The organism is Paenibacillus daejeonensis DSM 15491, assembly GCF_000378385.1.
GTDB lineage: Bacteria > Bacillota > Bacilli > Paenibacillales > Paenibacillaceae > Paenibacillus_D > Paenibacillus_D daejeonensis.
This window is the reverse complement of sequence record NZ_KB899671.1, coordinates 105,582-120,894: the sequence shown is the minus strand read 5'-3', so window position 1 is coordinate 120,894 and position 15,313 is coordinate 105,582. Positions and strand designations below refer to the sequence as shown.

The 15,313-nt window shown below is 55.8% G+C and carries 9 protein-coding genes; 6 read left to right on the top strand and 3 right to left on the bottom strand.

Going from position 1 to position 15,313, the window contains the following annotated elements; translation table 11 throughout:
- The first annotated feature begins 382 nt into the window (after window positions 1-382).
- The gene (locus F556_RS0126125; RefSeq protein ID WP_020619962.1) at window positions 383-4,696 is read left to right on the top strand and encodes a glycoside hydrolase family 10 protein; all 4,314 of its coding nucleotides are present in this window, start codon (window positions 383-385) and stop codon (window positions 4,694-4,696) included.
- A gap of 477 nt (window positions 4,697-5,173) precedes the next feature.
- Here F556_RS0126125 and F556_RS35290 read toward each other — a convergent pair whose 3' ends face one another.
- Window positions 5,174-5,563: a DUF4190 domain-containing protein gene (locus F556_RS35290; protein WP_020619961.1), complete on the bottom strand. Its 390-nt coding sequence runs from the start codon at window positions 5,561-5,563 to the stop codon at window positions 5,174-5,176.
- A 164-nt stretch (window positions 5,564-5,727) separates the two neighbouring features.
- Between F556_RS35290 and F556_RS0126115 the strand changes: the two genes are divergently transcribed.
- From F556_RS0126115 to F556_RS0126100, 4 genes are all read left to right on the top strand, one after another.
- Window positions 5,728-6,363, top strand: a complete 636-nt coding sequence (locus tag F556_RS0126115) for a copper amine oxidase N-terminal domain-containing protein (RefSeq protein WP_020619960.1) — start codon at window positions 5,728-5,730, stop codon at window positions 6,361-6,363.
- A 156-nt stretch (window positions 6,364-6,519) separates the two neighbouring features.
- Window positions 6,520-8,244 carry an ABC transporter ATP-binding protein gene (locus tag F556_RS0126110; RefSeq protein ID WP_020619959.1) on the top strand — a complete coding sequence of 575 codons (1,725 nt, stop codon included), beginning with the start codon at window positions 6,520-6,522 and terminating at the stop codon, window positions 8,242-8,244.
- The gene (locus tag F556_RS0126105) at window positions 8,241-10,019 is read left to right on the top strand and encodes an ABC transporter ATP-binding protein (RefSeq protein ID WP_020619958.1); all 1,779 of its coding nucleotides are present in this window, start codon (window positions 8,241-8,243) and stop codon (window positions 10,017-10,019) included. Before F556_RS0126110 ends, F556_RS0126105 begins: the two co-directional genes overlap by 4 nt.
- A gap of 94 nt (window positions 10,020-10,113) precedes the next feature.
- On the top strand, window positions 10,114-12,843 hold the full coding sequence (locus tag F556_RS0126100; protein ID WP_169447647.1) for an SLC13 family permease: 2,730 nt from the start codon (window positions 10,114-10,116) through the stop codon (window positions 12,841-12,843).
- 407 nt (window positions 12,844-13,250) lie between these two features.
- Here the strand turns inward: F556_RS0126100 and F556_RS0126095 are convergent, their stop codons facing one another.
- Entirely contained in the window at window positions 13,251-13,424 is a 174-nt protein-coding gene (locus F556_RS0126095) for a hypothetical protein (protein ID WP_157272959.1), read from the bottom strand.
- 200 nt (window positions 13,425-13,624) lie between these two features.
- On the opposite strand from F556_RS0126095, the gene F556_RS0126090 reads away from it, so the two are divergent.
- Window positions 13,625-14,314 carry a metal-dependent hydrolase gene (locus F556_RS0126090; RefSeq protein ID WP_020619955.1) on the top strand — a complete coding sequence of 230 codons (690 nt, stop codon included), beginning with the start codon at window positions 13,625-13,627 and terminating at the stop codon, window positions 14,312-14,314.
- A 198-nt stretch (window positions 14,315-14,512) separates the two neighbouring features.
- Here the strand turns inward: F556_RS0126090 and F556_RS0126085 are convergent, their stop codons facing one another.
- Window positions 14,513-15,103 carry a DUF6630 family protein gene (locus F556_RS0126085; RefSeq protein ID WP_020619954.1) on the bottom strand — a complete coding sequence of 197 codons (591 nt, stop codon included), beginning with the start codon at window positions 15,101-15,103 and terminating at the stop codon, window positions 14,513-14,515.
- Window positions 15,104-15,313 lie beyond the last annotated feature (210 nt).

The following is a 15,313-nucleotide window of genomic DNA, read 5'->3' as shown; positions in this document are numbered from 1 at the left end:
CGTAAACCTGCCCCGTTCCAAAGGGGCGGGTTTTTCGTGGTATAGAGATGTGTCCCCGAACCGCAAGTTGGCCGCTGTAACGCACCTTTGTTCCTCTATTTGCTTGGCAAACCGCAAGTTGGCTGCTGGGGGTCATTTTTCTTCCTATGAGTCCGCATATTAGATTGCAATTAAGAGGTAGCTGCAGCCGTTCCACCTAAAGTTCCAGTTTCTATACATTTCAAAGTATATGCTTTACTATCTCGGGTTCAGCAAAAAAAATGCCTTGTTATAATAGAGTATGAAAGCGATTACTTTGCTGGAAGGAAGGCGCATCATGGAATTATACACAGAGTCCTTCAACAATGTAAATCAACAATACAAATTGGAAGAGGGGTAAGATATGAGGAAAATGTCCATCTGCTTACTGGTCTTGGCCATGCTTGTGACGCTTGTACCTTTGCAAGCGGTCTCAGTGAGCGCCAACGAAATCACGGTCTATCATGAATCCTTTCAGGCTGGCAACGGTATTGCCTTGCAATCGGGCGACGCAAGTTTGACGCATGTTACAGGCAAACAGTTTGATGGCAACGAAGACGGTGGCGCGTTGCATGTTACTAATCGAACTAATAACTGGGATGCGGTTGATTTCACTTTCGCATCGATGGGTCTGCAAAACGGCCAAACCTATAACGTAGCGATATCCATCTATGTGGACGAGGGTGTGACGATTCCTGCCGGCGCGGAAGCCTATCTGCAAATGCCGTCGGGAAGTTATCCATTGGTGGCCAACCAACCCTATGCAGCGGGTAGCGCCATTACCCTGAATGGACAGTTCACGGTTGATGGCACGCAGACGACACTGCGCGTTCAGTCCAATGCCGCAGGGGCTAGCGTGCCTTTCTACATTGGCGACATTCGTGTGACAGGCACGCAGACGAGCACGAATCCCGAGCCAACGGAAATTCTGTTCCAGAGCTTTGAGGACAATAATCTTGGCGGATGGGGCAATCGTCCGTGGGGATCTCAAGGTGTGGCAACCGTTGTTGAAGGTCCAGCCTCCCATGGGACGCATGCCTTGCAGTTCGGGTCCCGGGCTGATCGGAGCGCAAGTCCTAGCCTTGATTTGACGAATGTGTTGAAATCCGATCACACCTACGACATTTCGTTGAAGATCCGAATGGGGGAGGGGACGGACACGCTCCGTATCGCTTCCAAACAAGTTGTTAACAATGGAGATACTTACCCTTGGGTGATCGGCAACCAACCAGTGAATGCTGAGGGATGGACACTTTTTGAACGGAAGGACTTCCAGGTATCCAGCAACACGGGCGAATTCCGGATCTGGGTAGAAGCTGACGGTGAAGTCGGCTCCGCAGCAGATATCTACATTGATGAGGTCAGGATCGTCCAACATCCGGAAACGGAACCTGAAGAAGAGCCGGGCGATCTGGACCAGACAGGTCTTTTCTTTGACTTTGAAGACGGCCTTGGCGACTGGGAAGCCCGCGGCGGTGAGGGCAGCGTCAGCCTATCAACCGCTGACAATCATACACCGGGTGGTTCGCAGAGCTTGCTGATGACCGCTCCAGTACAATACAATGGTGCGCTCGTCGATGTCCTGGGCAAGATGCACCGGAACCATCAATATGAATTGTCTGCATGGGTGAAGATGGCCGAAGGCCAATCGCCGACTGTGCTGCGCATCAGTGTGGAGAACAGCGGAACCTATGCCAATGTATCCCAGAACGCGACGGTTACCGCGGACGGATGGGTTGAGCTCAAGGGGACGTATACCCAGACAAATAACGCAACCGTTCTGAACGCCTATATCGAGGTGGCCAACAGTTATGGCGAGCCGCGCACCTTTTATGTCGACGATTTCAGGCTGCGGCATATGGGAGCAGTTGCGGGGCCACTGCCTGTACAGACGAACTTGACCCCATTGAAAGAAATCTATAAAGATGACTTCTTGATCGGCAATGCCGGGGGAACGCTGACGCTGGACGGCACGAATCTGCAATTGCTGCAGCATCATCACAATGCCTTCACGGCTGAGAATGCCATGAAGCCAGATGCCATGTACAATTCCAGCCGACAATTCGATCCATCTGCAGGCGTGGCCTTGGCTGACAAAGCGCTGGAAGCAGGTATGGCTATCCATGGTCATGTGCTGATCTGGCATTCGCAAAGTCCAACATGGCTTGCCGAGGGGACGCGTGATGAAGCCCTCGAAAGTATGCGAAATCATATCTACCAAGTCGTAGAAGCATTTGGAGACAAGGTCATCTCCTGGGATGTTGTCAATGAAGCAGTGCGGGACAATCCTTCCAACCCAGAGAACTGGAGAGGCGCGCTGCGTACTACGGATGCGCCTTGGCAACAGGCAATCGGCGACGATTACATCTATTGGGCCTTCCGCTACACCAAGGAAGCGATTGCCCATTTTGAGCTGAACGAAGATATCAAGCTGTACTACAATGACTATAACGATGACAATCAGAACAAAGCGACTGCCATCGCCAGCATGGTGAAAGAATTGAATGAGCGGTACGTTGAAGAAACTGGGAAATTGCTCATCGATGGTGTTGGCATGCAAGCGCATTACAATCTTGGCACCAGTCCGGAACGAGTGAAGATGTCCCTGGAGCGCTTCATTGCCCTCGGCGTGGAGGTCAGTATTACCGAACTGGATATTACAGCAGGCAGTAACCGGCAGTTGACCGAGCAGGAAGCGAAAGCACAAGCTTATCTGTATGCACAACTGTTCAAGCTCTACAAGGATAATGCCGAGCATATCGCCCGTGTCACCTTCTGGGGGCTGACTGACAATGTCAGCTGGCGGGCAGAGAACAATCCATTGGTGTTTGACAGCAGACTGCAAGCCAAAGAGGTATACTACGCCGTAGCTGATCCTGAGGCTTACTTAGAAGAGCATGCTCCGGTAGAGGTCGAGGCGAGGCAATCAACAGCTTTCTACGGCACGCCTGTCATTGACGGAACGATCGATGGCGTATGGGAGAAAGCGACCATCTTGCCGATTAACCAGTATCAGACCGCGCACAACGGCGCCAGAGGAAATGCCAGAGTGCTGTGGGATAATGACAATCTGTATGTGCTGGTAGAGGTAACCAATAATGCAACGCTCGATAAATCCAGCGCAAACGCACATGAGCAAGATTCCGTGGAAGTGTTCCTGGATCAAAAAAATGCAAAATCCCCGACTTATGAAACCGGGGTCGGTCAGTACCGTGTGAATTTTGACAATGAAACGTCATTTAACCCGGCCGGTGTCGGTGAAGGTGTCGTATCCCAGACGAAAGTTACAGGCTCGAACTACATCGTCGAGCTCTCGATTCCGCTCACTGAAATCAATCAGGCTGCGGATATGCAGATTGGTTTCGATGTGCAGATCAACGACGGGGAGAACGGATCGCGCCGAAGCGTTGCGATCTGGAATGACACGACCGGCCAAGGCTGGCAAGATCCTTCCGTATTTGGCGTGCTGACCTTGAAGCGGGAAGGTTCGCAGCCGAATCCACCGAACTGGCCGTATGTGCCAGTACCTCAGCCAGAACAACCAGAAGAACCGGAACAGCCGGGGTCTGAGGGCAGTGTGACCGTCACGGTGAGTGACGAGCAAGTCGCAACGGCCATATCCGGTATGAGAAACGGGGTCCTGAGGTTGGATGTGACAGCTTCAGGATCTGCCAGATCTGTAACTGTTGCATTAACTTCAGATCAGATCCGTACAGCCAGAACGGCTGGCGCGCACAGCATCGAGATTACATCGGGACTGGCTTCGGTTCAACTACCGATCGCCTTGTTTAACGGCATCGCAGAGGGAGCCGCAATCGAGCTGACAGTAGCAGAGGTAGATCGCAACACGCTGCCAGCCAACGTTCGCAACCGGGTTGGATCGCATGCGGTCTATGACTTCACACTCCAAGTGGACGGACGTCAGTTGAGCGATTTCAGCCAACATCCTGTAAAGGTGTCCCTGCCGTTCACGCCGCGCTCCGGCGACGTGCCGTCGCAGATCGTCATCTATCACGTGACGGAGGCTGGCGCGTTGGAAGTCGTCAAGAATGGCCGTTACAACAGTGACACAGGCAGAGTAGAATTCAACGCCAAGCATTTCAGCAAATTCACGGCGTTCGCCAACCCGATTCACTTCAATGATGCGCGTTCGATTGCCTGGGCCAACGAGAGCATCGGCGCCTTGGCGGCGCGGGAAATCATTCAGGGGTTCAGCGAGAACGTCTTTGGTCCGAACCAGCAGGTGACAAGAGCCCAGTTCATCCAGATGCTCATCCACACGCTGGATCTGGAACAACCAGGAGCAGTCAGTACCTTCACCGACGCCAAGCCGAATGTCTGGTATTCCAGTGCAGTAGCTTCCGCGCAACAGCTCGGGATCGTCACGGGTCTGCCGGACGGCTCGTTCGGCATCCATACACCGATTACGCGTGATGAGATGGCAGCGATGGTGTATCGTGCGGTTCAGGTGACAGGCATAGAGCTCCATGAGGTCAATGCTGCCAGCGCCTTCCGCGATGAGCAAGCCATCGGCGCGTATGCGCGGGAAGCAGTAGCTGCCTTGCACTTGGCGGATATCATTAACGGTGTCGGCAACAACACCTTTAATCCGAAGGGAACAGCCACACGTGCGCAAGCAGCAGTCATTTTGTATAACCTGCTGATGAAATCACTGTAAGCCATGCAGTAAGTGCCAGAGCCCGTAGCAAAGCAAAAACCCCTTAGCGAGGGGTTTTTGCTTTGCTATAGAGGAAGAAAGGTGCGCTACAGAGGTCGCGTGGCGGGAATGCGGGCGAATAGAGGAAGAAAGGTGTGTTACAGGTGGCGCTTGACGGGAATGCGGGCGAATAAGGGAAGAAAGGTGTACTACAGGTGGCGCGTGACGGGAATGCAGGCGAATAGAGGAAGAAAGGTGTGTTACAGGTGGCGCGTGACGGGAATGCGGGCGAATAGAGGAAGAAAGGTGTGCTACAGGTGGCGCGTGACGGGAATGCAGGCGAATAGAGGAAGAAAGGTGTGCTACAGAGGTCGCGTGGCGGGAATACGGGCGAATAGAGGAAGAAAGGTGCGCTAAACCGACACAAAATAATCCGCAGAGCGGGCGTGCCGCCGTGCGGATTGGAGTTTGTGAAGTATTTGGCCTTGCCTAACTAGTTTAATAGTAGACGATGTCCGAGGCGTTGCCGGAAAAAGCAATAATGGCAATGACCACGATGAGCAGAATGATGCCATAGATGGCTGTGCCGATAATGCCGCATACCATGCCTGCGACGGCCATCCCGCGTCCTTGCTCCTGGCGGAGCCGGATTTCCTTGAAGGACATGGAGGCAAAGACGATCGCCACAATACCGAATAAGAGACCGATATACGGAATAACTATGGATAGAATACCCAGCACCAGCGCGACGATGGCTTTGCTATTCGTCTTGGCCGGCAGGTGTGGTGGATAAGGCGGGTAGGGTGGATAGGGATTGGAATGCTGCTGCTGGGCATAAGGATCATGATACTCCCGATGTTGTTCATTATCATTAGGGTAGCGTTCCATGACTACGGGTCCTCCTAGAATGCATTTCGATTACCTCCATTATATCCAGATCGCCCCTCTGTTTCTACTTATTTTGCAAAAGCCCAACCGGTAGCGATTCAATGTCTCTTACTTTCGTTAATTATATTAAAGGAGCATACATAATATAACAGAGGAAGGGATGGATGGGATTGAGAGGATGGAAGACAAAGACAGCCGCGCTGGCGCTCTGTCTGAGTATGGTCATGCCCTTGGCGGCATCTGCCTATGTGCCGGAGGATGCTGCACTGGTTGGGCTGGCGGATCGCGAGGTACTGTACGCCGGGTTTATCGCGCAGAGGGTTCAGGACGAGGGCGCTCTGAACGAGCAGGGCGTGGAGAACGGGACACGTACAGATCCAAGTACAGAGCCAGGCACAGAGCAGGGGAACGAGCTGGAGCCGCAGCCGACAATGACCATCACGATGGCGCTGGGCAGTGATATAATTGACATTGATGGCGAGACGGTCACGATGGCTGTTGCTCCGCTAATCAAGGACGGGACGACATACATTCCGCTGCGTTATTTAGCCGAAGCCATTGGGGCAGAGGTGGGTTGGGATCAGCAGCAGCGGGCGACAACGGTAACGGCAGGAGCAGATGTGGCCCGCTTCTGGACAGGACGGACGTTTATGGAGCTTAACTCGATTCAGCGCCACTTTGCGACGCCGGTTATTGTGCAGGACGGCCGCACGCTCGTGCCCGTACGATTTATTGCCGAGCTGTTTGGCTGGGATGTCATGTTCAGCGAAATCGACAATACGATTCGTTTGACCCGATAACTCTGGTGACAGATGACGGGAATCACCCAAATCCTGTATAATAGGCAAGACGTCTGTTGTGTACAGACGTCTTGCCTATTTATGCCCAGGAGATGACTACATAATGGAAGGACTACTGCCGGGAGCAAGGCCGGTGGTGTGGATGGAGGCTTAAGCATGCGCAAAACCGGAGCATTTTTGAAACCGTATACTTGGATTATAATTGCCGCCTTGCTGTTGATGCTGGTCGAGCTCGTGGTCGAGCTCTGGCACCCTCTCTTGCTGGCACAGGTCATTGATGAAGGCATCCTCCAGAACGACACGGGAGCCGTGATCCGGCTGGGAGGCTGGATGGTCGGTGTGGCTCTGGCGGGATTTGCAGCGGGCATTATCAATTCCTATCTGGCCGCGCATGTCAGCCAAGGGTTTGGCTACGATATTCGAAAGCGGATGTTCGCGACGATTCAGACCTTGTCCTTTGCGGGCTTCAGCCGCTTCTCTACAGCGACGCTCATAACGCGGCTAACGAGCGATGTGACCCAGCTGCAGAATCTGGTGTTCATGGGTCTGCGGATTATGCCGCGGGCGCCGCTGATGATGATCGGCGGACTGGCGCTCTCGCTGATGGTTAATTTCCAGCTGGCGCTAATTCTGCTCGTCGTGACACCGCTGCTGTTCGTGCTCCTGGTCTGGATTATGAATCGTGCGTTCCGGATGTTTCAGAGCGTACAGGAGCGTCTGGACCAGACCAACGGCGTGCTGCGTGAGAATCTCGGCGGGATGCGTCTGATTCGGGCATTTGTCAGAAAAGGCTATGAGATCACCCGGTTTGGCCAGGCCAATACCGAGCTGAAGGACCGTACTGTCCGCGCGCTGCGTACAATTGAGATGACCTTGCCGCTCATGCTGTTGGTGATGAATCTGAGCATTCTGCTCGTGCTGTGGCTGGGTCAGGATGCCGTGCGAAACAGTGGTGTCGATGTCGGCCAGGTTGTAGCGATCGTCAACTACGCGACCCGAATTACCGGCGCCTTCCATGTCATTTCCTTCATTCTTACCGGCTTGTCGCGGGCCCGTGCGTCCAGCAGCCGGGTTGAGGAGATCTTGGTATCCGAACCGGATATTACAGACAGTCCGCAGGCGGATCCCGCCCGCAAGATCGTACGGGGTGAGTTGTCTTTTGAGGGCGTATCCTTCAAGTATCCCGGGACCCAAACTCCCGTGCTGCAGGAGCTCACCTTCTCGGTACGCGCGGGACAGACCGCAGCCATTCTCGGCGCGACCGGCTCTGGCAAATCGTCGCTCTTCCAGCTGATCCCCCGTCTGTACGATACCGATCAGGGGGTGATCCGCATTGACGGCAAGGACATCCGTACCTATACGCTGGAGCAGCTGCGGAGGGGAATCGGGTACGTGCCGCAAGAGGCGCTGCTATTCACCGGATCGGTCGAGCAGAATCTGCGATGGGGCAAGGAAGAAGCCGCAGTAGAGGAGATCCGCCAAGCGGCGTCGGATGCCCAGATTGATGAGACGATCCGGCGGCTGCCGAATGGTTACGAGACGATGCTGGGGCAGAAAGGCGTCAATCTCTCCGGCGGCCAGAAGCAGCGGCTCTCCATTGCCCGGGCCCTCATCCGGCGACCCCGGCTGCTGATGCTGGACGACAGCACCAGCGCATTGGATGCCCGAACCGAGGCGCGGCTGATGGATGCGCTGGGCGGCTATCCCTGCACGACATTGCTCATTACCCAGAAGATCTCCACAGCAATGGAGGCCGACACGATTCTGCTGTTGGAGGACGGTCGCCTGCTGGCACAAGGATCGCACGAGGAGCTGCTGCGTACAACGCCGCTCTACCGGCAGATTGTGGAATCTCAAGCCGATCAGGAGGTGGCGACGTGACACCAGACAAGGGGAATCCCCCAAAAGTAAAGGATTGGAAGCGAACGCTGCATCGCATCTGGGTCTACCTCGCCTCGCATAAGCGGCTGTTGTGGACGATTCTGCTAATGGTGCTGGTTAGCTCGCTGTTTGGTCTGCTTGCACCGTTCTTGCTGGGTCTAGCCATCGACCGCCTGGTGTTGACCGGCGTGGAGGGCAGCCTCACCTGGCTGTTGATCTTGCTGGGCGGAAGCTATGCGCTGTACTCCCTGACCATTTGGTTGCAGAACTATTGGATGATTGGTGTTGCCCAGCAATCCGTGTACCGGATGCGGGAGGATTTGTTCGGCCAGCTGCATCGGTTGCCTGTGTCGTTCTTCTCGCGCCGCCAGCACGGGGAACTGATGAGTCGATTGACCAATGATATCGAGAATGTCAGCCAGACGCTGAATACCTCCTTCATCCAGCTGACCTCCAGTCTGCTGACCTTCGTCGGCATGCTGGGTCTGATGCTGTACCTAAGTCCGCTGCTCACCCTGATTACACTGTCTGTCGTGCCGCTGATGTACATTGGGATGAAGTGGATTACCGCGCGTACCAACCGGTACTTCAAGGAGCAGCAGCGCAACCTTGGCGAGCTGAACGGTTTTGTGGAAGAGACCCTGTCGGGCCAGCGTGTTGTAACGACGCTGTCTCAGGAGCAGAAGGTAATTGCGGGCTTCGAGGAGCGCAATGCCCGGCTTCGTGTCTCCGGGTACTGGGCGCAGACTTATACAGGGTTTATTCCGAAGCTGATGAACATGCTCAACAATGTCAGCTTTGCCGTCATTGCCGGAGCGGGTGGCATCATGGTCATCCAGAGCATGATCTCGATCGGGGTGATCGTCACCTTCACCGAATATGCCCGTCAGTTTACCAGACCGCTCAATGACCTGGCGAACCAGTTCAATACCTTTCTCTCTGCCATTGCAGGTGCAGAGCGGGTGTTTGAAATTATCGACGAAGGAGCGGAGGAAGAGGATGAACGGGAAGCCGGGGAGCTGGCCGGGGTACAGGGAGAGATTATATTCGACCGTGTGACCTTCAGCTATGAAGAGGGACATCCGATTCTGAGTGATGTCAGCTTCCGGGCAGCGCCTGGCGAGACCGTCGCTTTTGTCGGGCCGACCGGCGCAGGCAAGACCACGGTTATCCAGCTGCTCTCACGGTTTTATGACCCCGATAGCGGTACGATTGCCATCGACGGACGGGAGATCGGCGATGTGAAGCGGGCCAGTCTGCGCAGTCATATCGGCTATGTGCTCCAGGATACGTTTCTGTTCGCCGGTACGATTCGGGACAATATCCGCTATGGCCGTCTGGATGCTCTGGACGAAGAGGTCGAAGCGGCGGCGCGCATGGCCAATGCGCATACATTTATCACCAAGCTGCCGCAGGGCTACGACACGGTGTTGGACCCGGAGGGCGGCAGTATCAGTCAGGGTCAGCGGCAGCTGCTCTCGATTGCTCGGGCAGTGTTGGCGGACCCCTCGATTCTGATCCTGGATGAAGCGACGAGCAGCATCGATACCGTGACGGAGATCAAGATTCAGGAAGCCCTGTACCGGCTGATGCAGGGACGGACCAGCATCGTCATTGCGCACCGGCTCAACACCATCCGTCAGGCGGACCAAATTATTGTTCTGGAGCAAGGACGGATTATTGAACAGGGCTCGCACCGTGAGCTGCTGGGGCAGCGCGGCTTCTATTACGGGCTTGTCCATGCCAGAGAGCCAGAGACCGCAGGGGCCCGCTAAATCCGGCATTGCCTGCACCCATGGATCGTTGTACAATTTTGGAATATAGTCCGTTTTGGACACGGATACCATCCATGGAAAGTTGGTTGCGCAAGTGAATGCAAGTCGAGTCAAAATGTTCGAAGGGCTATCGAATATAGAGCTGGCCCGGGTGCTGGGCAGGCTGGAGAAAATCACACGTCCTGCGGGGACGCTATTGTTCGCCCAAGGGGATGTCGGCGAGGATATGTACATCCTGCAGGAAGGGACCATCGACCTGTTGGCCCACGCCGCTAGCGGAGAGCAGCGTCCGCTGGCGCGTCTGCTGGCAGGTGACTCGCTTGGCGAGATGGCGCTGCTCACGGGCGAGCAGCGTTCCGCCACAGCTGTCATCGGGACGGACGCCGTGTTGTACCGGATGGATAGGCCCACCTTCGACGAGCTGATTCTGGAGCAGCCGTCCATCTCGGCTTACTTCCTAAAGCAGCTCTCGGCACGGCTTAATCAATCCAATATGCAGCTGCAAGCCTCCAAGGAAGAGCAGGCGCAGCGGGCAAGACAGGAGCTTCAGGAGCAGTCCCCGGCTATACGGGAGTTGCTCCTGAAGCTGTCCGTGTTTCCGGTGATTGAAGCCTCGCTGCCGTTGCGTCTGCTGGATGCGGGCGCGGGAGAGGACGCAGCAGGAGATCAAGCTGGAGATCAGGCGCAGATTGGTCATGGCACAGGCGCCGCGAAGCAGGCTACAGCTGAACTGTCCAGCGGCCAAGAGGGAGGCGGGGCGGACGAGTTGGCCCTGCTCGGCCGTTATTTGCAGCAACCTGTGGATCGACCGGGCTGGCTGATGCTGGACCCGGCGCTGCGACGCATGTTGGGCGAGCTGTTCCTGTCCGAGCAACCGGCTGCCCGGCGTCGTGAGCTGCTGGCCGAAGAAGCCGGCAGGCTGGCAGCCGCGGGTCATCCGGACGAGGCCATGCTCTGCTGGCTGGAGCTGCAAGCATGGCCGGAGGCAACGGCGATGCTGCGAGCGTTGGTGGAGCGAGGTGCCTCACTGCCAGCCCGATCGCTAGAGCGGCTCGATGGCTGCCCGGCGGGACTCCTCGCAGGGAGCGGCTTGCTGCTGAATGCCTATGCGCAGCAAGGAATTGCAGAGGAAAGAGAGCCGGTGCTGGATCAACTTGAAGCGATGATTGCGTTAGAGCCTCCGGGCTGGACCTCCGAGCAGCAGGCGCGCGTCTATGAGTGGGCGGCGGAGCTCAGTCACCGGCTGGGACGGCATGCCAAGGCGCTGGAGTATGTGCAGATGGCAGAAGCGTTGGGCCGCCCCAGGGGAGAGAGGGGCCTTGGTGCTGCTGATTCAGGTATCGGGGAGCAGAATTACCGGCTTAAGAAACAGCAGGTGCAGCGGCAACGTACGGAGCGTCTCGCTGACCGGGCCGGCCGCCTGCTTCAACGAACTCGCTGGTCGGCTGCTGCGAGTGTACTCTCAGCGATACTCGTGATTCTGCTCTTTGTCTGGCTACCGCCGGTGGGCGGATTGTCAGAGCAAGCGATGGTATTCATCGGAATCAGTATTGCCGCGGTTATCCTATGGATTGTCAATATCATTCCCGATTACCTGGTTGCCTTGCTTATGGCGATGCTATGGGTGCTGGGCGGCGTCGTGTCACCGGAGACGGCATTGTCCGGATTCGCCACGCCGACCTGGCTGTACATGGTGTTCATTCTGGCGCTGGGCGCCGCCATTACGCGCTCCGGTATTCTGTACCGCCTGTCGCTGCATGCACTCAAGCGGTTCCCCTCGCATTATCGCGGTCAGCTGTGGGGCATCGTGGCTGGCGGGGCGCTGCTTAACCCGCTGATTCCTTCTTCATCGGCCAAGGTTGCGCTGGGCGTGCCGGTCGCCAAGACATTGTCGGAATCGATGGGATTCCGGGATCGCAGCAAGGGGGCGGCTGGGCTCGGTCTGGCGGCGATGGTGTTCTATGGCTTTACAGCCCCGTTCGTACTGACGGGTTCTTACACCAACGTTATGGCTTACGGGTTGGCAGGAGCCAATCATCCCATCTCGTGGTTCGCCTGGTTTCTCTACGCGCTGCCGGCGTTTCTTCTGTTCAGCGCAGGCATCTTGCTGCTCCTGCGGGTGCTGTTCCGCGGCGTGCAGGCCGAGAAGCCGATTTCCCGGCAGATGCTGGATGAGCAGTTAGCGGTCCTGGGCGCTTTTACCCGTGCGGAACGGATTACGACGCTGACCGTCATTGGCTGCATTCTGCTGATGATCGCGCAGCCGCTGCATGGTGTCGACAATGCGTGGGTGATGCTGCTGGGCTTTGGCGTTCTCATTACAACGGGCGTGCTGGATACAGCGTCACTCAAAAGCGGCGTGGATTGGCCCTTCCTGATCTTCATCGGCATCGCCTTCAGCTTTGCCGCGGCGGCCTCGGAGCTCGGCATCGTTGAAGCGATGACAGGCTTTCTCGGCGAGCATATGACGGTTTTTCTTGCCTCGCCTGCGCTGTTTCTGCTTGCTGTGGTGGGGCTGTCTTTTCTGGTGACGCTTATCATCCGGGATGATCCGGCCGTCATCCTGCTGGTGATTGCGCTGCTTCCGCTGGCTGAGCTGGCAGGTGTGCATCCCTGGGTGCTGGTATTTCTGATCCTGCTCTCCACGGACCCGTTCTTTTTCGCCTACCAGTCACCTACGTATCTAATGGCTTATTACAGTACAGAGGGTAAGGCGTTCAGTCATCGGCAGGGCCAATGGATGGGGCTGGGCTATGGTGTGATGGTGCTGTTGATTGCCCTGATCTGTATTCCGTATTGGCAGTGGCTGGGTTTAATTCAATAGAACAGCATTTGCCACACCTCGCATCCAACCCTTGGCTACATTCGAATCTGCCTGAATGGGTGGTTTTCCGCTATAACGGCCACCACCGCCGCTATTTGATCCAAAAACGCTCATTAAAAGTTGTAACGGCCATATATGCAGCTATTGTGGTGCGGGGAGAGCATTTTCATGTATTTTGGTTGTAATAAGTGCATCTGTGGCCGTTAGCCGGATTGAGTGTGCAAAAGAGAGGAAATAAGCGCCTCTGTGGCCGTTACAGCGCCACCGCTGCCGCAATACGTGGGCTGGGCGCTAAAAAGCCGGCGGGCTCCCTCCGTGGGAAGCTCGTCGGCTGTGTGCTTTCTATGCGGTTCTCGGATGATGGATAGGGGCACGTAACAGAGTGACAGGGTCATGGCGCCTGGCGTTCAGGACACTTCGTCAACGAGGAACAAGCTGGTCTCGATTACTTTGTTTCTGCCTGGCAGCAGCACCTGGATCCACTCGCCTCGGCGATTGATGATGATGCCATTTCCTTCGCGAGTCCGGACTTGGGTGACGTGAAGCTCGACCTGGAAGGGATACTGTTCTGTCTTGTTCACTTTCCTGGGCAAGGCTACCATCCTCTCTTTGCTTGAATATCCTCATTATACGCAGCAAATGTCAACAGAATTTAAGTCTACTATTAGCGAGATATTGGTTTTCCGTACACTTTGCTAACATTTTGGGAGGCGGATGGAGTTCTGGTATACTACTAGCGTAAGCGCGCACCATACTAGAGTAGCGAAGGGAGATCTAAAAGATGAACATTACGTTTCTTGGCCACAGCTGTGTACAGATTCAGACCGGGACGCACACCTTGATAATCGACCCTTTCCTGACCGGGAATCCGGTCGCTGCACGTGAGGCTGGTGAGATTCAGGCGGACGCTGTGCTGCTGACACACGGCCATAATGATCATGTCGGAGATGCGGAGTCAATCGCCAAGCGCAATGACGCCGTCATTATCGCGCCTAATGAGCTGGCGGTGTACATGGGCTGGCAGGGCTGCAAGGTGCATCCGATGCACATCGGCGGTGGACATACCTTTGATTTTGGCCGCGTCAAGCTGACCCAGGCCTATCATGGATCGGGCTATGAGCTGCCGGATCAGCAGACGATCATTTATATGGGTATGCCGGCGGGCTTATTGCTGGAGATTGAGGGCAAGACCATCTATCATGCGGGGGATACGGCATTGTTCGGTGATATGAAGCTTCTGGGCGAGCTCCATCAGATTGATCTGGCCTTCCTGCCGATCGGAGACAACTTCACGATGGGACCGGACGATGCGCTGCTGGCTGCCCAGTGGGTTGGAGCCAAACGCGTCATCCCGATGCATTACAATACGTTCCCGCTCATTGAGCAGGACGGACAAGCCTATGCCCAGGCCTTGGCTGGCGTCGGTATTGAAGGCATCATTCTGGAGCCCGGAGAGAGCAAGGAGCTCTAGGCACATACTGACTAATAAAAAAACAGGCAGCCGCGAAGCGAGCCCGTCCACCAGGACCGGCCACTACGTCGGCTGCCTATTCTTGTTGTGCCCGGCCGTCATGCCGCAGCACCCTGCGCGTTGGGAGCTACGCGTGGAAAGATAGTTGCCAGGTAAGTTCCTGCTTGCAGTCCGTAGGGAGTGCGCAAGCTTGTTGGTTTAGTTATACTCCACAATGAGACGATACCCTGCCTCTGTTGCAAAAGTTGTCAGCTCCTGCATCCAGTCGGACGGCACGGTGATCAGCACGTAGCTGTCACTGTCGATATCTAGACTCGCCAACACTACGTCCTGGGCTGCCAAGGCGTCGTAACACGCTTGCAGCACGACATGCGTCGCCTCCGAGGCAAGCGCATCCGCCGGTGGCAGCTCCCGTCCGTTCATGAGCAGCTGTCTGCGATCCAACAGCCGCTGTACCACCGCCAGCACTTCGTCACTTTCTTCCTTCCAATCGATCTCATGCGCCAGCCCCCGTTGGATCAAGGCATCGACCAGGGCAATCCAAGGCAGGAACGTCTCATTCCCTTCCAGTCCGCGATTGTCGAACCGTTCAGGATTCTTCTCACTGTACACTGTGGGGTAATGCAGCGCCTCGTTCACCTCGGCAGCCACATCTGCTTCACCCGGAGCGAGGAGTCGGCTAAGCCGCAGCAATGCTGATTCTTCCTCGTAATACTCCGGATCCCGGGCCCCGGGAGGCGCGATGGGAGAGAGGCCTTCAGATTTTCGACGGAAATCGGAGGATGTCATAATGGAATGTCTCCTTTCTTAATTGGCGCAAGTTGCTTCCTTCTTATAGAAGTAATTAAGATTCCTGCGTGCCGTTGAAACAGAGGAGAAGATCACAGTGATCTGGCAGCCCGGAGGGTCGGGGGATGGGGCGGTGATTGCTCTAGCGCGTACGGGAGGTACCACCACCAGTCTCCATCAGCCTGCAACCATCCAACAATAGGTCACCAA

Bases quoted from the DNA above. Each gene is read 5' to 3' on its own strand.
- F556_RS0126110 (WP_020619959.1), top strand. From the start codon at position 6,520: ATGCGCAAAACCGGAGCATTTTTGAAACCGTATACTTGGATTATAATT.
- F556_RS0126090 (WP_020619955.1), top strand. From the start codon at position 13,625: ATGAACATTACGTTTCTTGGCCACAGCTGTGTACAGATTCAGACCGGG.
- F556_RS0126085 (WP_020619954.1), bottom strand. From the start codon at position 15,103: ATGACATCCTCCGATTTCCGTCGAAAATCTGAAGGCCTCTCTCCCATC.
- F556_RS0126125 (WP_020619962.1), top strand. From the start codon at position 383: ATGAGGAAAATGTCCATCTGCTTACTGGTCTTGGCCATGCTTGTGACG.
- F556_RS0126115 (WP_020619960.1), top strand. From the start codon at position 5,728: ATGGGATTGAGAGGATGGAAGACAAAGACAGCCGCGCTGGCGCTCTGT.
- F556_RS35290 (WP_020619961.1), bottom strand. From the start codon at position 5,563: ATGGAACGCTACCCTAATGATAATGAACAACATCGGGAGTATCATGAT.